At 30.9% G+C, this 22,880-nt stretch carries 23 protein-coding genes; 8 read left to right on the top strand and 15 right to left on the bottom strand.

Going from position 1 to position 22,880, the window contains the following annotated elements:
• Window positions 1-31: 31 nt before the first annotated feature.
• On the bottom strand, window positions 32-1,123 hold the full coding sequence (locus AMN80_RS00915; RefSeq protein ID WP_075520155.1) for a TRAP transporter substrate-binding protein: 1,092 nt from the start codon (window positions 1,121-1,123) through the stop codon (window positions 32-34).
• 130 nt (window positions 1,124-1,253) lie between these two features.
• Here AMN80_RS00915 and AMN80_RS00910 point away from each other — a divergent pair, with 130 nt between their 5' ends.
• The 5 genes from AMN80_RS00910 to AMN80_RS00890 are packed head-to-tail and all read left to right on the top strand — an operon-like array spanning window position 1,254 to window position 5,788.
• Window positions 1,254-2,873: a GMC family oxidoreductase gene (locus AMN80_RS00910; protein WP_075520154.1), complete on the top strand. Its 1,620-nt coding sequence runs from the start codon at window positions 1,254-1,256 to the stop codon at window positions 2,871-2,873.
• Window positions 2,870-3,451 carry a TerC family protein gene (locus AMN80_RS00905; protein ID WP_075520153.1) on the top strand — a complete coding sequence of 194 codons (582 nt, stop codon included), beginning with the start codon at window positions 2,870-2,872 and terminating at the stop codon, window positions 3,449-3,451. Before AMN80_RS00910 ends, AMN80_RS00905 begins: the two co-directional genes overlap by 4 nt.
• A complete protein-coding gene (locus tag AMN80_RS00900) occupies window positions 3,451-4,218 on the top strand; it encodes an SDR family NAD(P)-dependent oxidoreductase (RefSeq protein WP_075520152.1) in 768 nt (255 codons plus the stop codon). Before AMN80_RS00905 ends, AMN80_RS00900 begins: the two co-directional genes overlap by 1 nt.
• Window positions 4,203-5,015 carry a M23 family metallopeptidase gene (locus AMN80_RS00895; RefSeq protein ID WP_075520151.1) on the top strand — a complete coding sequence of 271 codons (813 nt, stop codon included), beginning with the start codon at window positions 4,203-4,205 and terminating at the stop codon, window positions 5,013-5,015. Before AMN80_RS00900 ends, AMN80_RS00895 begins: the two co-directional genes overlap by 16 nt.
• Window positions 5,012-5,788, top strand: coding sequence for a fumarylacetoacetate hydrolase (locus AMN80_RS00890; RefSeq protein ID WP_075520150.1), 777 nt, complete (start codon window positions 5,012-5,014; stop codon window positions 5,786-5,788). Before AMN80_RS00895 ends, AMN80_RS00890 begins: the two co-directional genes overlap by 4 nt.
• A 13-nt stretch (window positions 5,789-5,801) precedes the next feature.
• Here the strand turns inward: AMN80_RS00890 and xsc are convergent, their stop codons facing one another.
• Window positions 5,802-7,586: a sulfoacetaldehyde acetyltransferase gene (gene xsc / locus AMN80_RS00885; protein WP_075520149.1), complete on the bottom strand. Its 1,785-nt coding sequence runs from the start codon at window positions 7,584-7,586 to the stop codon at window positions 5,802-5,804.
• 81 nt (window positions 7,587-7,667) lie between these two features.
• On the opposite strand from xsc, the gene AMN80_RS00880 reads away from it, so the two are divergent.
• Window positions 7,668-7,955 (top strand): UxaA family hydrolase, encoded by a 288-nt coding sequence (locus AMN80_RS00880; protein ID WP_075520148.1) that lies wholly within the window; start codon window positions 7,668-7,670, stop codon window positions 7,953-7,955.
• Window positions 7,956-7,957: 2 nt separating this feature from the next.
• Window positions 7,958-9,124, top strand: coding sequence for a UxaA family hydrolase (locus AMN80_RS00875; protein ID WP_075520147.1), 1,167 nt, complete (start codon window positions 7,958-7,960; stop codon window positions 9,122-9,124).
• A gap of 2 nt (window positions 9,125-9,126) precedes the next feature.
• Here AMN80_RS00875 and AMN80_RS00870 read toward each other — a convergent pair whose 3' ends face one another.
• From AMN80_RS00870 to AMN80_RS00815, 12 genes are all read right to left on the bottom strand, one after another.
• A complete protein-coding gene (locus tag AMN80_RS00870; RefSeq protein WP_075520146.1) occupies window positions 9,127-10,221 on the bottom strand; it encodes a sulfite exporter TauE/SafE family protein in 1,095 nt (364 codons plus the stop codon).
• A 237-nt stretch (window positions 10,222-10,458) separates the two neighbouring features.
• A complete protein-coding gene (locus AMN80_RS00865) occupies window positions 10,459-10,809 on the bottom strand; it encodes a hypothetical protein (protein ID WP_075520145.1) in 351 nt (116 codons plus the stop codon).
• A 19-nt stretch (window positions 10,810-10,828) separates the two neighbouring features.
• Window positions 10,829-12,688, bottom strand: a complete 1,860-nt coding sequence (gene aprA, locus AMN80_RS00860; protein ID WP_075520144.1) for an adenylyl-sulfate reductase subunit alpha — start codon at window positions 12,686-12,688, stop codon at window positions 10,829-10,831.
• A complete protein-coding gene (gene aprB / locus AMN80_RS00855; RefSeq protein ID WP_075520143.1) occupies window positions 12,688-13,158 on the bottom strand; it encodes an adenylyl-sulfate reductase subunit beta in 471 nt (156 codons plus the stop codon). Before aprB ends, aprA begins: the two co-directional genes overlap by 1 nt.
• A gap of 31 nt (window positions 13,159-13,189) precedes the next feature.
• The gene (locus AMN80_RS00850; protein ID WP_075520142.1) at window positions 13,190-13,978 is read right to left on the bottom strand and encodes an adenylyl-sulfate reductase; all 789 of its coding nucleotides are present in this window, start codon (window positions 13,976-13,978) and stop codon (window positions 13,190-13,192) included.
• 94 nt (window positions 13,979-14,072) lie between these two features.
• The gene (locus AMN80_RS00845) at window positions 14,073-14,471 is read right to left on the bottom strand and encodes an HIT family protein (protein WP_075520141.1); all 399 of its coding nucleotides are present in this window, start codon (window positions 14,469-14,471) and stop codon (window positions 14,073-14,075) included.
• A 2-nt stretch (window positions 14,472-14,473) separates the two neighbouring features.
• The gene (locus AMN80_RS00840; protein ID WP_075520140.1) at window positions 14,474-15,223 is read right to left on the bottom strand and encodes an aminotransferase class IV; all 750 of its coding nucleotides are present in this window, start codon (window positions 15,221-15,223) and stop codon (window positions 14,474-14,476) included.
• Window positions 15,224-15,288: 65 nt separating this feature from the next.
• Entirely contained in the window at window positions 15,289-16,611 is a 1,323-nt protein-coding gene (gene glnT / locus AMN80_RS00835) for a type III glutamate--ammonia ligase (protein ID WP_082256517.1), read from the bottom strand.
• A gap of 115 nt (window positions 16,612-16,726) precedes the next feature.
• On the bottom strand, window positions 16,727-17,284 hold the full coding sequence (locus AMN80_RS00830) for an aminodeoxychorismate/anthranilate synthase component II (RefSeq protein WP_075520138.1): 558 nt from the start codon (window positions 17,282-17,284) through the stop codon (window positions 16,727-16,729).
• Window positions 17,281-18,423, bottom strand: a complete 1,143-nt coding sequence (locus AMN80_RS00825; protein WP_075520137.1) for a chorismate-binding protein — start codon at window positions 18,421-18,423, stop codon at window positions 17,281-17,283. Before AMN80_RS00825 ends, AMN80_RS00830 begins: the two co-directional genes overlap by 4 nt.
• Window positions 18,424-18,472: 49 nt before the next feature.
• Window positions 18,473-19,690, bottom strand: coding sequence for an MFS transporter (locus tag AMN80_RS00820; RefSeq protein WP_075520136.1), 1,218 nt, complete (start codon window positions 19,688-19,690; stop codon window positions 18,473-18,475).
• On the bottom strand, window positions 19,687-20,862 hold the full coding sequence (locus AMN80_RS00815) for a trans-sulfuration enzyme family protein (protein WP_075520135.1): 1,176 nt from the start codon (window positions 20,860-20,862) through the stop codon (window positions 19,687-19,689). Before AMN80_RS00815 ends, AMN80_RS00820 begins: the two co-directional genes overlap by 4 nt.
• Window positions 20,863-21,033: 171 nt before the next feature.
• Between AMN80_RS00815 and AMN80_RS00810 the strand changes: the two genes are divergently transcribed.
• Entirely contained in the window at window positions 21,034-21,723 is a 690-nt protein-coding gene (locus AMN80_RS00810) for a hypothetical protein (RefSeq protein ID WP_075520134.1), read from the top strand.
• On the opposite strand, the gene mnmA is transcribed toward AMN80_RS00810, so the two are convergent.
• Window positions 21,724-22,839, bottom strand: coding sequence for a tRNA 2-thiouridine(34) synthase MnmA (gene mnmA / locus AMN80_RS00805; RefSeq protein ID WP_075520133.1), 1,116 nt, complete (start codon window positions 22,837-22,839; stop codon window positions 21,724-21,726). It lies immediately after the preceding gene.
• Between the last annotated feature and the right edge of the window lie 41 nt (window positions 22,840-22,880).

Genomic DNA, 22,880 nt, shown 5'->3' with positions numbered 1-22,880 from the left:
CTCTTAATTAAATTTAAAAGTTATTACTTTTTTACTTCAATGTCGCTGCGTGAGCCATTCCAAGCTTAGCATTTGACATTTGGGCACCGCTCCAGAAAGGAACAGCAACATCTGCAAACTCTTTCATAGAGTCATACACTTTTTTGAAAAATGCGTTTTTCTCAGCGTTTTTATTTAAAGTAGCTTTTGCTGCAGCCATATATTCTACGAAATAATCAGATGGAGTATCTTCTAATTTAACCCCATGCTTAGTAGTAAGCTCTTGTAAAGCTTTACCGTTTTCGTAAATTCTGTAGCTTAAAGATTTTGCTAGTGATGCATTAGCAGCAACTTCAAGAGATTTTTTCTCGTGATCTGTCATTGCATTATAAGTTTTTCCAGTTATGTAAAAATCAGCATTAACTACAACTTGGTGTAATCCTTGTAAGTAGTAATGTTTTAAGACTTTTTGGAAACCAAACGTTAAATCTGGTTTTGGACAACACCACTCAGCTGCATCAATAGTACCTGCTTCAAGTGCTGGTAAAATATCACCACCACCCATAGCAACAGATGCTATACCAATGTCTTTGTAAGTTTGTCCTGGAATTCCTGGAGGAGTTCTGAATTTATATTTTCTAAAGTCAGCCATATCTTTAATTGGTTTTGGAAACCAACCTAAAGCCTCTGGTCCAACTGGTTGAAGCATAAATCCTTTTATGTCTCTTCCCATTTCTTTCCATAATTGGTCGTAAAGTTCTTTACCACCACCGTATTGGAACCATGATAGAAATGCTAAGTTATCTATACCTACTCCACCTCCTGCTACAGGTGAACCAAATAACATAGCTGCTGGGTGATCACCTGACCAATAGTGTGTCCAAGCAAATCCACAGTCAATTAAACCTTTGTCAACCGCATCTAAAGTTTCTTTAACTCCAACAACTGCTCCTGCTGGTAAAATTTCAAATTTTAAAGATCCATCAGTTAAAGCTGTTACAGTATCCGTGAAGTCTTTAAGCATTTTTACTTCATCTGCTTTAGTATTAAGAACGGTCTGACATTTCAATGTTTTAGCGCTAGCGTTTGATACGAAACCAAAAACTAAAAAAGCGGTAAACAAGATTGAAATAATTTTTTTCATAATTTCCCTCTCTTAAGTTATTTTTAAAAAACTAATTCTGACAAAAATCTTATAACGATACAAGAACCAAATATCTCAATAAACCTAGTAAAAATGAGAGATTCAGTATAAAAATAAACCCAAAGTGATTATGGAAAATTTTGATTACATTATTATTGGAGCAGGCTCAGCTGGTTGTGTTTTAGCTAATCGATTATCAGAAAATCCTAAAAATAAAGTTTTACTGTTAGAGGCTGGTGGAAAAGATAATTATCCATGGATACATATACCCGTTGGTTATTATAAGACAATGCATAATCCAAAAGTAGATTGGTGTTTTCGTACAGAAAAAGATGAGACGATGAATAACAGGTCAATAAGATATCCTAGGGGGAAAACATTAGGAGGCAGTTCATCAATAAATGGCTTGTTGTGGATAAGGGGTCAAAGTAATGATTACGATAATTGGCGTCAGCAAGGTAACAAAGGTTGGGGATGGGATGATGTATTACCGTACTTTATAAAATCAGAAAACAATGAGTTAGGCAAAGGCAAATTTCATAGTGATGAAGGTCCAATCATGGTTGCAAATAAAAAAATTAAATTAAAAATGCTTGATGAATTTATAAATGCAGCAGAAGAAACAGGTATTCCTAAAGTAAATGATTTTAATACAGGGAATAATTTTGGTGTCGGTTTTTTTCAATTTACCACATCTTTTAACAAATTGGGTTTGAAATTAAGATATAGCGCAGCAAAAGGTTACTTAAATCCTGCAAAAAAAAGAACGAATTTGAAAATATTAACTAATGCTCATGTTCAAAAAATTAATTTTGAAGGTAAAAAAGCCTCAGGTATTGAATACTTTCTTGGAGAAAATTTGAGTAAAAGTTCTGCTAATAAGGAGGTTATACTATGTGCGGGCTCAATTGGATCGCCACATATTTTACAAGTCTCTGGAATTGGCGATGGTGATAAATTAAGTAAAATTGGGATAGATTTAATAAAAAATCTTAAAGGAGTTGGTAAAAATTTACAAGACCACTTAATGTTTAGACCAGTATATAAAGTTAAAAATTTAAAATCATTAAATAAAAAAATTAATAGTCTTTTTGGAAAATTTTTAATTGGATTAGAATATATCTTTAATCAAAGTGGACCAATGACTATGGGAGCAAGTCAGGTATGTGGTTTTGCTAAAAGTGATAGTTCTAGAGAAACCCCAAATCTACAATTCCATGTACAGCCCATTAGTACAGATATTTTAGGAGCAACTAAACTTCATGATTTTGATGGAATTACTCCCACAGTTGCTAATATTAGACCAACAAGTAGAGGAGAAATTAATATTGTAAGTAAAAGTATTAAAGATAATCCAAAGATTAAGATGAATTATTTGTCAACTGATGATGATAGGTATGTTGCTGCACAAGGATTAAAGCTTGTAAGAAAAATAATGTTAGATACTGAAACATTTAAAAAATATGAACCAGAGGAATACCGTCCTGGTGCTCATATTAAAGATGATGAGGAGCTAGTTAAAGCCGGTAGTGATTATGCGCAAACAATTTTTCATCCTGTTGGCACTTGCAAAATGGGTCAAGATGAGAATTCAGTTGTAAACGATAGACTTAGAGTTCATGGAGTTGAAAATTTAAGAGTAGTTGATGCATCAATTATGCCCAATATTACATCAGGAAATACAAATGCACCAACTATAATGATTGCTGAGAAAGCATCTGACATGATATTAGAAGACAATCTGCAATGAATGAAGAAATAATAATTTTCACACAAATAGTTTTTATCGATTTAGTTTTAGCGGGTGATAATGCAATAATAATTGGTATGGTTGCATCTCAATTTCCAGCCGCGGAGAGAAAAAAAATCATTTTTTGGGGAATTGGAGGAGCTGTAGTATTAAGAATAATACTAACTCTTTTAACTGCATACTTATTACAAATACCCGGTCTAAGATTAATTGGTGGTTTAGCGTTATTATATATTTGCTATAAACTTTATAAAGATATTTTAAAAAATTCTAATAGTGAAAGAAATAGTAACATAAAAATAGATAAATCTAGTTTTATAAAAGCTATATCAACTGTGTTAATTGCAGATTTTACAATGAGTTTAGATAATGTGCTCGGTGTAGCTGGGGCAGCAAAAGATCACTACGGACTTTTGGTTTTTGGTTTAGTCTTATCAATAGTTTTAATGGCAACTGCTGCTACTTTAATATCTGGGTGGATAAAAAAGTATAAATGGATTGGTTGGGTTGGTTTGTTAGCAATACTGGTAGTAGCAATAGATTTGATTTATACTGACTTAAAAATTTTAATTATTTGATGTATTTAAAAAAATATAACTTAAAAAATAAAACAGCTCTTGTTACGGGTGCTGGCAAAGGTTTGGGGAGAGCCTGTGCAATTGCTTTAGCTGAAGCTGGAACAAATCTAATAATAATTAGTAGGACTGAAAAAGATTTAAAAGAAGTCTCAAAAATTATAAAAAAATTTAGAGTAAAATGTAAATATTTTGTATGTGATGTTACAAAATATGAGCAAATTAAAAAGGTTATTAATTCTCAAAAAAGAATAGATGTTGTTGTCAATAATGCGGGAACAAATATTCCAGAACATTTTACCAAAGTTAAAAAAAGTAACATGGAATATTTGGTAAAAGTTAACACTATAGCTTCATTTAATATAGCTCAGCTAAGCGCATTAAAGATGATTGAACTAAAAACAAGAAAAAAAGCTGGAGGAGTTATAATTAATATGTCTTCACAAATGGGGCATGTGGGTGGACCAATTAGAAGTGTTTATAATATGAATAAATTTGGTTTAGAAGGATTAACTAAAGGAATGTCAATAGATTTAGCCAAATACAATATAAGAGTAAATACTATATGCCCAACTTTTGTTGTAACTCCAATGACTAAAAAATTTTTAAAAGACAAAAAATTTATGAAAGAAGTTCTTGGTAATATTCCACTAGGAAAATTTGCAGAACTGTCAGATATTGCAAGTGCTGTTGTTTTTTTAGCTTCAGATCAAGCATCGATGATTACTGGCACATCTTTATTGGTAGATGGTGGATGGACAGCAAAATAATAAAATATATTTTATTATTTATTTTCATTTTTTCATTTGAAGCAAAATCAATTGAATTCAATGGTAAATTTATTCAAGGTCACTTTATTTTAGGAAAAACAGATCCTGGAGCCAAAATCAAAATTGATGATAAAGAAATAAAAGTTACTGAAGATGGTGATTTTGTTTTTGGACTTGATAGAGATAGAAAAAATGATGTGGTGATCGTCAAAACATTAAATGGTAATAAGACTAAAATAGTTAAAAAAGTAATTAAAAGAGAATACAAAATTCAAAGAATTGATGGTCTTGAGCCTAAGAAAGTCACACCTCCTAAAGAAGTTTATGCAAGAATTAAAAAAGAAAATAAATTAATTGTTAGAGCCAGAGAAATAAATTCAAATTTAAAATTTTTTAAAAATAAATTTATTGCTCCTTTAGATGATGCAATAATAACAGGAATATATGGAAGTCAAAGGATTCTTAACGGTAAGCCCAGGTCCCCCCACTATGGAATAGATTTTGCTGGTAAGCTTGGAACTCCAATAAAAGCAATGGCTAATGGAGTAGTAACACTTGCTGAGAATGATTTATATTACACTGGAGCAACGCTTATTTTTGATCACGGACATGGAATTTCTACATTATATATGCACATGGATAAAATATTTGTAGAAGAAGGTGATATTGTAAAACAAGGTGATATAATCGGCACTGTAGGTTCTAGTGGAAGATCAACTGGACCTCATTTAGACATTAGGCTAAATTGGTTTGGGATTAAGTTAGATCCTTCAACAATTATAGATGTAAAATTATGAAACAAGATAATTTAGAAAAAATCTCAAATAAACTTGTGACTGCGTTTTTGAAAAATAAACTAATAAAAGCAATACCAAATAAATATACAAAAAAAATAAAAGAAGCACAAAAATTAAGAAAACTTTGTGAAAGCAAAATTAAATTGCCTGTAATTGGTTTTAAAGCAGCTGGCACAGGTATTCCTTTAATTAAAAAGTTAAAAGAAAAAGAGCCTTTTTACGCAAAAGTTTATAAAAGAAATTTTTTAAGTAGTGGTAAAAGTGTTAAAATAAATAAAGCAACTTTAGGTATAGAGCTTGAAGTTTGTTATAAGGTTAAAAAGTCCTTTTTTTTATCTAAAGGTGTAATTACCATGAAAAATGTATCAAAATATATTTCTCACATGGCGCCATGTATTGAGGTGGTTGGTTATAGACAAAGAAAAAAAGGAATTACTTCTTTTGGTGACTTATGCAGTGACTTTGGTGCGAATGTAAAATTTTTAATAGGTGCTAAAAAGAAATATAAAAGAATAAACATTGGGAATTTGAAAACTAATATTTCAAATAAAAAAATTAATCAAAGCGTAAGTGGTAACACTAATACAGTTTATATAAACCCATTAAACTCTTTGAGATTTGTTTTGAATAAAGTTAAAAAAGATAAAATAAATTTAAATAAAGATTTTTGGGTTTTTACTGGTTCTTCGGTTGGTGTAGTTCCAATTAAAGGTAAGGGTCTTTATACTGGTAAAGTTGATAAACTAGGTTCTGTTAAAGCAGTTATAAAATAAAAACTTGTTTAAATTAAGAAATTAAAGAAGGTTGTTTCTTCATATCCTCTTTTTTAATACCTGCAACTTTAACAGGTTTTTTCATAGCATCTCTTCTAAAAGGTTCACCAAGCTCTTGATTTAAAATTATTTCAATAAAAGTTGTAAGACCTTTTTTTTGATCTTCGCAAGATTGTTTAATTGCTTTGGTTGTCTCTTCCATTGTTTTACAAGTTATTCCTTTTAATCCACAAGCATTAGCAACTTTTGCATAACTTAATTCTGGATCAAGTTCTGTTCCAACAAAATTATCATCAAACCAAAGTATTGAATTTCTTTTTTCGGCACCCCATTGATAATTTCTAAAAATTACCATTGTGATAGCTGGCCATTCTTCTCTTGCACATGAGCTCATTTCGTTCATACTAATTCCAAAAGCTCCATCACCTGCAAATCCTACCACCGGAGTATCAGGACAGCCGATTTTTGCACCTAGTATGGCTGGAAAACCATATCCACAAGGACCGAATAAACCAGGTGCCAAATATTTTCTTGGTTTTTCGAAAGTTGGGTAAGCATTTCCTATTGCGCAATTGTTACCTATATCGCTAGAGATAATTGCATCTTGAGGTAAAGCGTCTTGAATTGCTCTCCATGCTTGTCTTGGGGACATTCTATCTTTATCTCTTTCCCTTGCTTCTTTGTTCCAAACTGTACCAGGATCGTCCTCCTCATGATCTAAACCAGATAAAGTTTGTAACCACGCAGATTTAGTTTTATGTATTAAATTTTTCCTCTCTTCTCTGCCAGTATTTCCTGCGTCTGAAGAAAGTTTATCTAAAATCTGTTGGGCTACTTGTTTGGCATCTCCACAAATTCCAACTGAAACTTTTTTAGTAAGACCAATTCTGTCAGGATTCATATCTACTTGAATTATTGTTGCCTTTTTTGGCCAATAATCAATTCCATATCCTGGTAACGTTGAAAAAGGATTAAGTCTGGTACCAAGTGCTAGTACTACATCTGCTTTAGATATTAATTCCATAGCAGCTTTAGATCCATTGTATCCTAAGGGTCCAACAGCTAAAGGGTGGCTTCCTGGAAAACTATCATTATGTTGATAACCATTACAAACCGGTGCGTCCAATTTTTCAGCTAATTTTTTACATTCATCAATTGCTCCGCCTAAAACAACTCCAGCTCCAGATAAAATTACTGGAAATTTAGCTTTTGATAAAAGTTTTGCCGCGTTCTCGATTGCTTCTTTACCCCCACCCTGTCTTTCAAATCTAACAATAGGTGGCAATTCAATGTCTATAACTTGCGTCCAATAATCTCTTGGAACATTTATTTGCGCAGGTGCAGAGCCTCTAAATGCTTTTTCAATAACTCTATTAAGAACTTCTGCCATTCTAGATGGATCTCTTACTTCTTCTTGATAGCAAACCATATCTTTAAATAAATTCATTTGTTCAACTTCTTGAAAACCTCCTTGGCCCATAGTCTTGTTTGCAGCTTGTGGTGTAACCACTAACAAGGGTGTGTGATTCCAGTAAGCAGTTTTAATCGGAGTTACTAATCCAGTTATACCCGGACCATTTTGGGCTATCACCATCGACATTTTTCCAGTAGCTCTTGTGTAACCATCGGCTATTAATCCGCCGTTTGTCTCATGAGCTACATCCCAGAATGTTATACCAGCTTTTGGAAATAAATCTGAAATAGGCATAAAAGCAGAACCTATAATTCCGAAGGCGTGTTCAATTCCATGCATTTGAAGAACTTTAATAAAAGCTTCTTCCGTTGTCATTTTAGTCATAAAAAAACTCAATAAATTTTGTTTGCAATCGATTGATTAATATATAAATTCTTTCAAAGTTTCTACTAAGAAATCGTCACAATGGCTAAAACAGACATAATTATTCACGATAAAAAAGACAATGTTGGGGTAATAGTTGTTGAAAAGGTAACTAAAGGCCAAGATTGTGGTTGTTGGATCATGGAAAATGACGCTTCAAATAACATTAAATCTGAAGCAGAAATTCCCCTTGGACACAAAATTGCTTTACAAGATTTTAAAGAAGGTGACACAATTATAAAATACGGACATGATATTGGTAAAGTAGTTAAGTCAATAAAAAAAGGTGACCATGTTCATGTACATAATGTAAAAACAAAAAAGTGGTAAAAATGGATATTCCAAAAAGTTTTTTAGGTTACAAAAGAGAAAATGGAAGAGCGGGTACAAGAAATCATGTAATTATTCTTCCAGTTGACGATATTTCAAATGCATGTGCAGAAGCTGTGTCTAACAATATTAAAGGGACTATTGCTTTACCTCATTCTTACGGAAGGTTGCAATTTGGTGCTGATCTTGAACTACATTTTAGAACAATGATTGGAACAGGTAAAAATCCTAACGTTGCAGCTGTCATTGTTGTAGGTATAGAGCCTAAATGGACTAAAAGAATCGTAGATGCCATTGCAAAAACTGGAAAGCCTGTAGAAGGATTTAGTATAGAGGGTGTTGGAGATATTGATACAATCGCAAAAGTTTCTAAAAAAGCTCAAGAATTCTCAATGTGGGCCTCTGAAAAACAAAGAGAAGAATGCCCAATAAGCGATTTGTGGATTTCTGTAAAGTGTGGAGAATCTGATACAACATCAGGGTTAGCATCAAATCCTACAGTTGGAAATTTAATGGATAAACTTGAACCTTTAGGTGTTCATCTTTGTTTTGGAGAAACATCTGAGTTAACGGGTGCTGAAAATGTTTGTGCTAAAAGAGGTAAAACTAAAGAAGCTCAAGACAAATTTATGAAAACTTGGAGTTCATATAACGATTTCATTTTAAAAGAGGCAACTAACGACCTATCTGAAAGCCAACCAACTGCTGGAAATATTGCAGGAGGATTGACTACAATTGAAGAAAAAGCTTTTGGAAATTTTCAAAAAATTGGATCAAGAAAATTTATTGATGTTCTTGAACCTGCCGAAGAACCGTGTAAGGGAAAAGGATTGTATTTTATGGATACATCCTCAGCAGCTGCTGAGTGTGTCACTCTTCAAGCAGCAGGTGGATTTAATATTCATTTATTTCCAACTGGACAAGGAAATATAATTGGAAATCCAATAGAACCAGTTATTAAATTAACTGCAAATCCATTAACTGCTAAAACTATGAGTGAACACATTGATCTTGATGTATCTAAAATACTTTCTAGAGAAATGAATCTTGATCAAGCAGGTGATGAATTAATAAAAGCAACTCTTAAAGTTGCTAATGGTAGGTTAACTTGCGCAGAGGCACTAGGTCATAAAGAGTTCGTAATGACCAAACTTTATAGAAGCGCTTAAAATTACTTAGTTGATATTGTTGGTTTTGGAATATACTTATCTTTTAATTTAGACAAAACTTTTCGTAAAACTGCAGCTCCAACTCCTAAACCTAAAGCTAAAACTAATGATGCCATACCGTAAAGAAAAGGAACATTTTTAGATAGATCTCTTACAAATTCTGAGACCGGTCCTAGTGAGGTTTTAGAATTTTTGTATATTTCTGATACATTTTCTGCTGCAAAAAAAGTATCGTAAGCAATTGCAACACCAACTAACAGTAATAAAACTGCTAAAATAGTTTTGAATTGCGAGCTATCAACTCTTTCTCCAAGTTTTTGTCCAATTTGTACACCTAATATCGAACCTAAAATTAAAACTGTAACTAATATAAGATCAATTGTTCCATAATTAAATGCATGCAATACAGTAACTATTGCGCTTATAAAAATTGTTACAAATAGAGATGTTCCTGGAATTAATTTTGTAGGCATTCCAATTATATAAATCATGGCAGGAACTAAAATAAAAGCTCCACCGACACCTAATATTGCTGCAATAAAACCTACCAAAAAACCAATTACTATTGGAGTAAATGCACTTTCATAAAGTTTTGATTTCTTAAATCTCATTCTAAATGGTAAGCCATGAAACCAATAATGATCGTGTAATTTTTTCTTAACTACAATTTTTTTTCGTGCTCTATCTATCTCTGTAACACCCTGGACAAGCATCATTGTACCAATGATTGCTAGTATATACATATACGCAAGAGATATGACGATATTAATTTTGCCGATATCTTGAAAATAACTAAACGTATATATTCCTAAGGCAGTGCCAACTACTCCTCCAACTACTATCATCAAACCCATTTTATAGTCTAATGTTCCTTTAAGATAATGTGTGGTTGATCCTGATATAGAAGTTCCTAAAATATTGTTGGCCTCATTTGGTACTGCATAAGCCGGCGGAATTCCCAAAAAAATTAAAAAAGGTGTCATTAAAAATCCACCACCAACACCAAAAAGACCTGATAAGACCCCCACTGCTAAGCTTAATATAAATATGAAAGGCAGGCTTACGTGAACTTCTGCTATTGGAAGAAAGAATTCCATGATTGTTAATTATCCCGAAAATATTTGAAGTCAACTATTTGATTATTAAATTCCAAAGAATGTACTCGAAAGAATTACTACCCAATATGCTGCTAAACCAATGTAAAGTACAAACTTAGCATTTATATATGAAAATATTTTTAAGTTTTTTATTAGCTTGAAGATGTTTAGGTTTTTATTTAAATTTTCAAGCATACTTATCAAGTACACCCAGAAAGAATATTTATCAAGTCTTATTTAAAAAATCGTTGCACCAAAAACTTTGACTGAGTCACCTTCTTCTCCAAGAACTAGTCTACCAAGAAACTCACCTTCCTCTGTGGTGCTCTTCTGTTTAAAAAGAACTGTTACATGTAATCCTCTTCTAAGGCAGCCAAAAGCTTTATAATCATCAGATAAACTACATATTAATTTGTTACTGGCCCACTGCTTTCCTAGCTCTACTTCATTTGCTCCATAAAGCATTTGAGATGAAAAATCTTTAGTAAAACCTCCATAATCCTTCATATTTGAGGACTTAATCAAATTTTGCCAAATTGGTTTGGCAATTTCAATTATTTGTTCATCTGATTTTGATGTGAAACTCATATTTTGAAAATGGTGTGTCTTAGGAGGCTTTTTTCTTCTCTTTATCGTCGACTATGTGATAAACAGGTTTTTTTTCCATAGAGAACTTGCCAGTTTCTGGATCACGTCTTGAAACAGTTAAGCAATGCCAGTTTTCATCATCAAGTTTCATATGATCACCTCTATAATAGTACCCAGGCCAACGAGTTTCCTCTCTATATAAAGTATGTTCTGTAACACACTGAGATGTCAAAGTTCTATGTTTTAACTCCCATGCTCTCATTAGCTGATGGTAATCCTCAGCTCCTACATTTTCCAAGTCTTCCTGTAGCCAATCTAATAATTCCAAAGCTTTTTTGAGAAGGTTATCGTTTGTCATATAGTTATTAGTTATACCACCACAATACTCATCCATAATTTTTTGAAGTCTTTGTAAGCCTTGTATCGGCGAGATATAACTTGGTGAAACTGTACCTCCGGTTATCTCATTTCTGCCAACTGTATAATTTTCTAGTGGTTTATAAATTACTTCTTTCAAATCATTATATTGTTTTTCACTTACTTTAATATTATTTGCTTTTTTATCTTCAATGTATTTAACTGCAGCTTTTGCAGCCAATCTTCCCTCAGTGAAAGAACCCGATGAAAATTTATGTGCGCTCCCACCTACAGTGTCACCTGCACCAAATAAACCTTCAACAGACATCATTCTGTTATATCCCCAAAAATAATCGTCTGGTGCAATGTCCTCTGGACCGCTTACCCAAGCTCCTGAACATGTTGCATGTGAGCCCATAACATAAGGCTCTGAAGTTGTTAATTCTGGATTAGTGTATTTTGGATCAATGTTTTGAGATGCCCAAACTACAGCTTGTCCTACTGTCATACCTAAGAAATTTTCCCAACCCACTGTTTCTAGGTGTGGATCCTGAAAAGCTTCTTTTGTAACCATATGAATTGGACCACCACCTGCTGCTACTTCTTGAATAAAAGCATGGTTTCTTAAACATGTTGGAGTTGGATGATGATCAATGTACTCGCCAACAAGTTTTTTTGTAGCCTCATACCATTTCTTTTCATAGTTCTCGCCATTTGCATTTTGAGTATAAGTTTTTAAATGCAAAAAATATGCGCCAACTGGACCATAACCGTCTTTAAATCTACATAATACAATTCTATTTTCCATTTGTGTCATTTTCGCGCCTGCAGCAATTGGTAATGCGTATGCAGAGCCGTTACTCCAAGGTGCGTACCATGTTCTTCCCATTCCCTCACCAACTGCTCTTGGTTTAAAAATGTGAGAAGCTCCACCAGCTGCAATAATAACTGCTTTAGCTTTAAAAACGTGATAATCACCTGTTCTCATATTAAAACCTACTGCACCTGCAATTCTATTTTCATTTTCTTCATCTTTTAAAAGATGAGTGATCATTATTCTGTTATAAATTTTATCAGCTGATTTCTTTGCTGCTTCAGCAACGATTGGTTTGTAACTTTCGCCATGTATCATAATTTGCCATTTACCTTCTCTTTGGTATCTGCCAGTTTCTTTATTTTTCATCATTGGCAAACCCCATTCATCAAACATATGAACAGTTGAGTCAACATGTCTTGCCATATCATATCCAAGGTCTTCTCTTACAAGTCCCATCAAATCATTTCTTGCATATCTCACATGATCTTCTGGTTGATTTTCTCCCCACTGCATTCCCATGTAACAATTAATAGCGTAAAGACCTTGCGCTACAGCACCACTTCGATCAATGTTTGCTTTTTCTACACAGATTATTTTTAGATCTCTTCCCCAATGTCTAGCCTCGAAGGTGGCCCCTGTTCCAGCCATCCCGCCGCCAACAACTAGAACATCGCAATCTTCAAATACAGTTTTATTTTTTGGCATTAATAATAAACTCCTTTTTTAAAGGAGTTTTTATCAAGTGTTGGTAAATCTTTATCCGTATTTAAACCATGAGGTTCATTGTATAAAATTTGAGAGTTTATTTCTCCTTGATTAGGTTTATCTCCTTCTGAAAGTTTAGGAATATATTTTCCCCAAGGTTTAGTAGTTATTGGGGAAACAAAATCTTTTTCTGTTCCATTTCTAAATTTTATTTTCCAAGATATTGTTCCTTTTTCTTCTTCTCTTCTTACTCTAACGCTGTGCCCCATCGGAGCAAAGTCAGCATAACCTCTGACGTCTATTGCGTGATTAGGACATGCTTTAACGCAAGAATAACATTCCCAACAAAAATTTGGTTCTATATTTTTTGCTCTTCTAATATTTTTATCAATATGCATTATGTCTGATGGACATATATCTACACAGTGTCCGCATCCATCACACCTAGTCATGTATACAAATGTCGACATTTATTTTATCTCCTTGTTAAATTCTATCATATTAATAATGTTTTGGCTCTTCTCTTTTTATACCAAGTCCAAATTGTTCCGGAGCATCTGCTGGTGGTGGTAAATTATCTCTAGAACCATCAGCTTCAGCTAAATTTTTTTGTATCGCAGCACCAGGTTTATAGAACATATGTGCAAATTTAGACCAATATACTCCCCCAAATAAAACTATATTTGATACTGCAAATAGCACTAGAAATAAATTGTCCCATCCAGAAATATTATTAAACTGTAAGAAAGACCATATTAATCCAAATGTGGAAGAAGCTAATAAAGCTAGCACAAAAAGATCTGCTGTAATTATTCTAAATACAGAGTTAGCTTCTGCTGCAACATCTACTCTTAAAAATAACCAAAACCAATAACCGCCTAAGCAAGTCATTATTGCTCCAACATGCCAAAGAATTGGCCAGATTGCTGGTGTGTCTGAAGTTGTATAAAAGAAAATCATTGCACCTGAACCAACCCAGAATAAAATTGTTCCATACATTCCAAGAACGTGAGCTATTCTTCTTTTGCCAAGACCTAACTCTGAAGTAGTGCCAATGTCATGAACAATTGTTTTTGCAATTACTGCAATTCTTTCACCGCTGCCTAATTCTCTTTTAGCATTTTTCTTTGCTTTCTTAGCGTTATTGAAAAAGTATTTTACATTTTTTTTGTGTATCATATCCAACACGGTTCCTAAAATTACAAGTGCAACCATGATAACTACAAAAGATTGTATTCCTATTAACGGGACAGTTTCAGATAAAATAGAAAATGGATTAGTTGAAAACATAAAATTTATAAAATCGTTATATTAGTAGTATACTTAAAAAAATAGTTCAACTGCGATATAGAGCCATTATGAAGATTTTAAATAACCAAAAGTGTTATTTTTTTCTTATATAATGCTGTTTAGAAGGTATAACACTTCGAACACCACCTTGGGGATTTTCTACATCTCCCTCTCTTCTTGGAATCACATGGATATGACAATGAAAAATGGATTGACCTGCAGCTTTTCCTGAGTTTGTTCCTATATTAAAGCCTTTAACAGTATTGTCTTCAGAAAGTATTTTTTTTTGAAGTTTTTTAATTAAATCATTACAAGCTATAATTTCTTGATTATTCAGTTCAAAAAAATTTTTTATACAACGTTTAGGTACAACTAAGGAATGAAATTTAGATACTGGGTAGCTATCTGTTGATGCGTAAGCAAGATTATTTTCAAATAACAATTCGTCTTTTTTAATAGAGCAGAATATACAGGGTTTATTCAAATCTTTCATAACTAACTATGTAATAATTTAAAATATTGATTAACTTTTTTAAACCCAATCATGTCTTTATTTTTCCATTTATATTTATTAATAAATCTTACAGGTGTTACACCTTTACCTGAACCGATTAATAGAATTTCGTCAAATTGATTTATATCTTTTAATTTTATATCTTTAAAAGTTATTCTAATTTTCTTTTTTAAAAAATTAATTGTATTTCCAATATAACAATTGTTTTTAGGTGAATAATATTTATTATTTTTAACTAATAATAAGTTAGAAGTGCATGTTTCAAGGATTTTATTTTCGTAAACCAATAATATATCAACTTTTTTTGTGTCATATGCATTTAATTTTTTAAGAATATATTTATAATATAAATTTTTATATTTTGGGTCCTTTCTTTTGTAATTTAATATTTTTAATTCAAAATTGCTCCGTGGCCTAGGTCTTTTACGAATTGATAATGATATTAATTTTTTCGTTAAAGCAATTCTAAGTAAATGGTTGTACTTTATTTTATTACTTAGATTATTTTTAATCAAATTTTTAATGTCTTTTTCAATACCGTTAGAATAAATTTTGTATTTTTTTATAGATTTAATTAGATTATTTATATGATTTTTGTACAAAATTAGTTTACCAGGTTTACCTACAAGTCTCATAGTTGTAAACACACCGCTAGATCCCCACAAATCTCTAAATTTTGTTTCCTTAAGATTATTAATTTGATAAGATTTTTTTAATAATAATTTTACCATTTATTATAAAGATTGAAAAAAAAGTTTTTTTTACACAACTAGCCATTAAATAAAATAGTGAAATACTAACAGTCTAAGGTATTATCTAGCTCCCACTTAGTAACAGACTTTTTTTTATCGAAAACTTCATTTTTTTTAAATTCCTTAATTTCAGAATTTTTAAGCTTGATATAACTATTAATCACTCGATGGCCAAAGGCCTCATTCATAAATTTATTGTTTTTTAATTTTGTTAATGATTGATCTAATTTATCTGGAAGCTTTAAAAGATTAGGATATTTTTTATATTCCTTATACATATTGCAATGCAATGGTTTTCCTGGATTAATCTTATTTTTTAACCCATCTAAACCAGCTGCTATTATGCTTGCTTGCAATAAATACGGATTGGTGGAACCATCCATCAACCTTAATTCAAATCTCCCTGAGTCTGGAATTCTTATCATATGGGTTCTATTATTGCCTGTATAGGAAATACTACTTGGTGACCACGATGAACCAGATTTTGTAAGTGGAGCACTAATTCTTCTATAACTATTTATAGTTGGATTAAGAAAAGCAGTCAACGACGATGCATTTTTAATTATACCTCCAATAAAATTATAAGCCATTTTACTTAGACCTAGATCATTTGATTTATCCAAAAATTTATTTTTTTTACCATTCCATACAGAGATATGTGCGTGGCATCCATTTCCAGTTAAATTCTTAAATGGCTTGGGCATAAATGTAGCTCTCAGGCCATGTTTCTCTGAAATGGTCTTTACCATAAATTTAAAAAAAGTATGTCTGTCTGCTGTAACCAAACAATCATCATGATTCCAATTCATCTCAAATTGACCATTAGCGTCCTCATGGTCATTCTGGTAAGGGCCCCATCCCATTTCAATCATGTAGTCACAAATTTCTTTTATTAAATCATATCTTCTCATCAATGCTAATTGGTCATAGCAAGGTTTTGATTGAGTGTCTTTAGAATCTGCGATTGAATTGCCATCTGCTGTAATAAGAAAGTATTCACATTCAACACCAGATTTCATAGTAAAACCTTTTTTTTGCAATTTCTTAATTTGATTTTTAAGCATCACTCTTGGGGATGCGTCCAAAGGCTTTCCATTGATCCAAAGATCTGAAGCTAACCAGCCAACTTCTCTATTCCAGGGCAACTGAATTAAACTATTTGGATCTGGAACAGCAAATACGTCCTTGTCAGCAGGAGTCATGTCTAACCAAGCAGCAAAACCTGCAAATCCTGCGCCATTTTTTTGCATTTCTTTTATAGCTTGTTTAGGAACTAATTTTGACCTTAATACACCAAATAAATCAACAAAACTTATTAAAAAATATTTTATTTTTTTTTCGTTTGCAACTTTAGATAAATTTTTCATAGACAACAAATTAACATAGCTTTTTTAAATATGCTAGAACTTATTAGTGTTATAGTTGAATCGTGTATATTTTAAGATATAAAATTTTGGACTCACAATAAAAATAATTTTAAATTTACTTTGAAAGGATTTTTTTTATAAAAAATTTACCATTTTCGGTCAAGAATGAATCGGGATGAAATTGAAATCCATAAACTTTATTTAAGTTATCTTCAAAAGCCATTGGAATATTCGATTTTGTACAACGCATAGTTATATCTATATCCTTAGACTTAAAAGGCTCATTTAATTTTAATGAATGATATCTTCCAATTTTAAATACTTTATTTTTTTTAAATATTCTACTTTTATTATTTACTTTAACTTTTGATTGATAACCATGAAATATTTTATTCTGTTGTTTAATTTTTCCTCCTTCGTTGGATAATATTAATTGAAATCCTAGACAAATACCTATGATCTTTTTTTTTCCTTTAAACATTTTATATATTTTTGAAGTTTGAGGATAATCTTTAGGAGATCCAGGGCCAGGAGAAAAAACTATTACATTTGATCTTCGAAGTAATTTTAAGTTTAAATTGAAATAGTCAGTACAGTGTACTTTTTCAAATTCAGCAAATTGATGAACAACATTCCATGTGAAAGAGTCTTGGTGATCAATAATATAAATCATCTAAATAATTCAAGTAAAGATTTTGCTTTTATAAAATTTTCGTTGAATTCTTTTTTTGGGGAACTATCCAATACAACCCCTGATGCTGCAGATATTTCAGATTTGTTTTGAAAATTTAAAATTGATCTAATTATTATATTAAAACGCAGATCTTCGTTAAACTTAATAAATCCAAAACTCCCAGTAAATATATTTCTATCTTCTTTTTCTTGACTGTTAAGCAGCTGCAGTGTTCTAATTTTTGGACAACCTATTACAGATCCACCTGGCATCATTGATTTTACAATATCAATAAGTTTTATTTTTTTCTTCAAGTTTCCTTCAATATTAGTCACATAGTGAAAAAGGTGCTTATATTCCTCTACATATTTTTTTCTTGTTATTTTTACACTTCCTGGCACACAAATTCTTGATAAATCATTTCTTTCCATGTCAACAATCATATTATGTTCTTTAGTTTCTTTATTATTATTTTTAAAAAAAATAAGTGCTTTTGATTTATTGAGCTTTGAGTTTTTTTTTAAAGTTCCAGCTATGGGTTTTGTTTTTAATTTTAAGCCTCTTTTTTCAATCAAAGTTTCTGGGGAACAACTGACAATTGAATAATTTTTATCTCTTATCATAAAAGATTCAGGCGAGGAATTTACTTTCATTAATTTCCAAAAAAAATTGACTGGATTTATTACTGACTTATTTTTGTACTTAGTGCAAATTTTAATTTGATAGGTTTCACCTTGTTTGATTTTTTTTGAGAATAAATTAAAAATTTTTTTATATTTTTTGAAATTGATGTTTATTTTAAAAGGGCTTAGAGTCTTTGTCGGGTTAAATTTTTTATTAAATGTATGTTTTTTGATATTTGATAAAATTTTTACTTTATCAGTTATTATAATTACAGTCTCTGGTTTATAAAAAATTCCTTTATAAAAATTAGTTTTTTTCTGATTTTTTAATCTTATATTTAATAAATTGCACAATATTTCATATCCAAAAAAACCTATAAATAAATCCTGTTCTTTTTTATATTTTTTATTTGAAAAACTACTTAAAAAACTTTTTATGTTTGAATTATTAAGTATTATTTTTTTTGAAAAATCTGTAAAAATTTTATATTTGTTTCCAAATTTATAGATAATCATCGGCTTATCGGATTGATATAGCCTTTCCAGATAAGGACTAAATCTTAGTTTATGCTTTTTGTAATCTCTCAATAGCTTGCTCTTTAATTGGTAAGTGTATTAAACCTGCAAAAATTGATAATGCAATTGCCAAATACCACGCATAGTCGTAAGAGCCATATAAATCATAAAATAATCCGCCTAGATAAGCTCCAAAGAATGAGCCAATTTGATGGCTTAAAAAAACCAACCCATACAATAATCCTAGATACTTTGTTCCAAAAATATGTGCAACAATCCCACTGGTTGCAGGAACAGTTGATAGCCACAAAATACCAAAGCTTGCTCCAAAAAAAATAGAACCTAACGTGCTAGGAGGTAAGAAAATAAACAAACATATTGAAACACCTCGTAAGAAATAAATTATACTTAAAATTGTTTTCTTTTTTCTTTTTGTGCAAAGATAGCCACTTAAAAGTGATCCGAAGATATTAAATAATCCTATTAAAGACAATATCATTGCAGCGGTCCAATCTTCTAGACCTCTATCGATAACATATTTTGGAACGTGAGTTCCAACTAATGTTATATGAAAACCACAAACAAAAAAACCAGATAAAAGTAATAAATAACTTTTATATTTAAAAGCTTCACTCAAAGCTTCTATAGTTGATTGACTACCTCCATCTTTTGTTTCATTTATTTGAGGTGAACGAACAAAAAAAGATATCAGAAAACCTAAAGACAAAAATAACATAAAATAAAATAATGTTTGTACCCATCCATAGTTTCCAAGTGAATAATTTGTAAATAATGGCGATAAAAAATATCCAAATGACCCTACTGCTGTTACAATACTCATCGCAATTGTTCTATTTGATAATGGAAAATGCTTACCAACAATCGACATTGGTATGCTAATAGCTGTTCCACCACAACCTATTCCAACTAGAACACCTAACCAAATTTGGAAGTAAATTCCTGTATTGGGACCATTGTACAAAAAGTAAATACCAAAAATGTAAAACACAAAAGCTAAAGATATAGCTTTATGCCCACCATATTTATCAGCAATTGCTCCAAAAATTGGACCAGATAAACCCCAACCTAACATTTGTATACCAATAGCTAAACCAAATTCTGTGTTAGTAATTCCTAAATCTGCATTAAAGTCCATGAAGAACATGCCAAAAACTTGTCTTACACTTAAAGATATAAAAACTACTAGTGATGCTGCAATTAAAGTAACTAATGCTAAATTATTTTTTATAAACTTTTCTGAGCTCATTTAATAAACTTTAATGAACTTTTTAAGTCGTTTATTAAATCTTTAGGATCTTCCAAACCAATATGTAATCTAACGATGTGTTCATCTTTTGATAAATTCAAGTATTTTCTTTTTCCTTGTTCTTTAATTTTTTGGTGCAATGCTAAGCTTTCAAAACCGCCCCAACTATATCCATAACCAAACAATTTTAATGAATTTACAAATCTGTCGATTGAAATTTTATTTTTAGATTTTATTTTAAGACCCATTAAACCAGAGGAACCTTTGTAATATTTTTTCCACATCTTATAATCTTTGGTTCCTTTTTTGAAAGGATACAAAACTGTAATCTTTTTATGTATGTTTAAAAAGGAAGCAATTTTTTTAGTATTTATCTCGTGTCTATCTAATCTCGTATCTAAAGTCCTAAGACCTCTAATTATTAAATAAGCATCATCTGGTCCCATTCTTAAACCAGAAATTTTTTCTGCTCTTTGAACAAATTTAAATACCCTTTTATTGACTGCTAAACTTCCCCCCATTACATCTGAATGTCCAGAATAGTACTTTGTGGCTGAAACAATAGCCATATCAAATCCTAACTTAATAGGTTTAAGGAAATACGGAGTTCCCCATGTATTATCCATAGCTGTAAAAATTTTATTTTTTTTAGCAATAGAAATTATTTTTGAGAGATCCTGAAATTCAAATGTGTTGCTGCCTGGATTTTCAACAAATATTAATTTTGTTTTTTTTGTTATATTATTTTTTAGTGTGGACAAATCTCTTGGATTATAAAATATGGCTTTAATATTAAAATCTTTGAAAAAATCCTGAGTTAATATTCTCGTAGGACTATATACTGGATCAGAAACTAGAATTTCATCTCCAGGTCTTACCACACTAAACATTGCAAGAAAAACGGAACCAAAACCAGTTGGTGTTAGGAAAACATGATATGATTCCTCTAATTTTGTTAAAATTTTTGATAATGCATGTGTAGTTGAAGTTCCTTGTCTTCCATAATCAAAATGGCCTCCTGTAGGATCTTTTAAGTGTCTTTTTTGAGTTTTTCTAATGTCATTTAGAGACTTAAACAAAATTGTAGATGCTCTAACAACTGGAGGATTTACCGACTGATTATAGAAATCTTTAGCAGTATGTTTTAAAAAAGTTTTAAATGAATAACCCATAAAAAAATTTGATAACTAAATATGACAATGCTATATCCCACATATAAGTCAATAAAATAATAAAAGGAGAAAACTTATGGGATACCCAAAGAAACATCGTGGTAGGAGAAAGATGGGGTCAAAAAAAAGAAGAGCTAGAAAAAAAAATAAGAAAAAATAAATCTACTCAAAATGGATACCATAAATAAAGTCAAATCCATAAGTATATGGATTTTTATAATTCCTTTCTTAGCTATTAACACTTGTCTGATATTAATAACGAACTTTCATGAACTATTTCCAAACAAAGAACATGTAATACATAATACAATTCCATATATTGATGGAGGCGCATCAATAAGCAGAACTGCAAGAGTTTTTCCAACATACTTAATTTTCAAACCAGCCATGTTTCTAACGGCTTACTTATTGATAAGATATTGGCTGTATGTTAAAAAAATTATTTTGAACATACATGGTGAACATAAAAATTTGAGAAAAATTATAATATTTGGTATTAGTTCAGCTATCTGTTTAATCATTCATTCAATTTTTTTAGGTATTAAATTTGATTACGATCTGTATAAATTATTCAGAAGAGTAATAATGTTAGTTTTTATTATTTTTGAAGTGGTAGCCCAAGCTTATTTAGTTGTTACCTTTTACTCTATAAAAAATAAATTATTAAGTTTTATAAATTTAAAATTCTTAAAATTAAAAGCTATTTTAGTGTCAATTTTAGTGTTTGTAATGATAGTAAGCATACCGATAGTGAGTATGCCAGGTAATAAGCATATTAAGCATGCCCTAGAGTGGGACTTTTTTCTAGGTGTTATATTATTTTATGTCCTAACTTTCTTCATGTGGAAAAAACAAAACTAACTACCGAGTAATCCAGCCTCCGCCTAAGACTCTATCGCCATCTATATCTTTTTTATAAAAAACACATGCTTGACCTGGTGAAATACCATATTCATCTTCTAATAGTGTTAAAGATATTTTGCTATTATCTAGATTTAATTTAGATTTTAAAAGTTTGCCTGTAGATCTTACTTTTACAAAAATATTTTCATCAAAATATTTCTTATCAGCTAAAAGATTTAAGTTTTTTAAATTAATATTTTTTTTTATTAATTCTTTTTTTTCACCAACAATTATTTCATTATTGTCAGGATTTATATCTATTACATATAAAGGTTCTTTTGCTGCGATTTTTATTCCTCTTCTTTGACCAATAGTAAAGTTTACAACCCCTTCATGTACTCCTAAGACTTTACCAACAGAATTTTTTATATTTCCTTTTTTAAATGCATCAGGCCTAAATTTTTGAATAACTGATACATAATCACCATTTGGTACAAAGCAAATATCTTGACTATCAGGTTTGTCTGCAACATTTAATTGAAGTTTTTGTGCTATTTCTCTAGTTTCTTTTTTTAACAAATTTCCTAATGGAAATCTTAAAAAATTTAATTGATCTCTAGTAGTGTTGAACAAAAAGTAGCTTTGGTCTCTGTTTGTGTCGATGGCTCTGTACATTTCTGTTTGATTATTTTTTGTTATACTTTTTACATAATGACCAGTAACTAAAGCATCTGCTTTAATGTTTAACGACTCTTGAAATAAATCGTTAAATTTTACAGTCTTGTTACATTGAACACACGGAATTGGTGTTTCTCCTTTTAAATAGCTGTCTACAAAGTTGTCTATAACACCCTCCTTAAATTTATTTTGGTAATATAAAATTTTGTGTTCAATATTTAATTTGTTAGCTACTCTTTTAGCATCAAATATATCTTGACCTGAGCAACAAGTTTTTGAAGCAGCTACCTCCTTATTATCATCATATAACTTTAGGGTGATACCAATTACGTTATAACCCTCTTTTTTCATCATGCCTGCAACAGTAGAAGAGTCTACTCCGCCTGACATTGCAACAACAACAGTTGTATCTTTTGGGCTCTTTTCAAATCCAAGAGAATTTAAAATATTTTTCATAAGTTTGGAAATTATACTTTTTTCTATTATAAGTTAAACTA

Source organism: Candidatus Pelagibacter communis, from assembly GCF_001179985.1.
Lineage (GTDB): Bacteria > Pseudomonadota > Alphaproteobacteria > Pelagibacterales > Pelagibacteraceae > Pelagibacter > Pelagibacter ubique_J.
The sequence above is the reverse complement of the archived record's forward strand: the minus strand, read 5'-3'. Positions and strand labels throughout refer to the sequence as shown.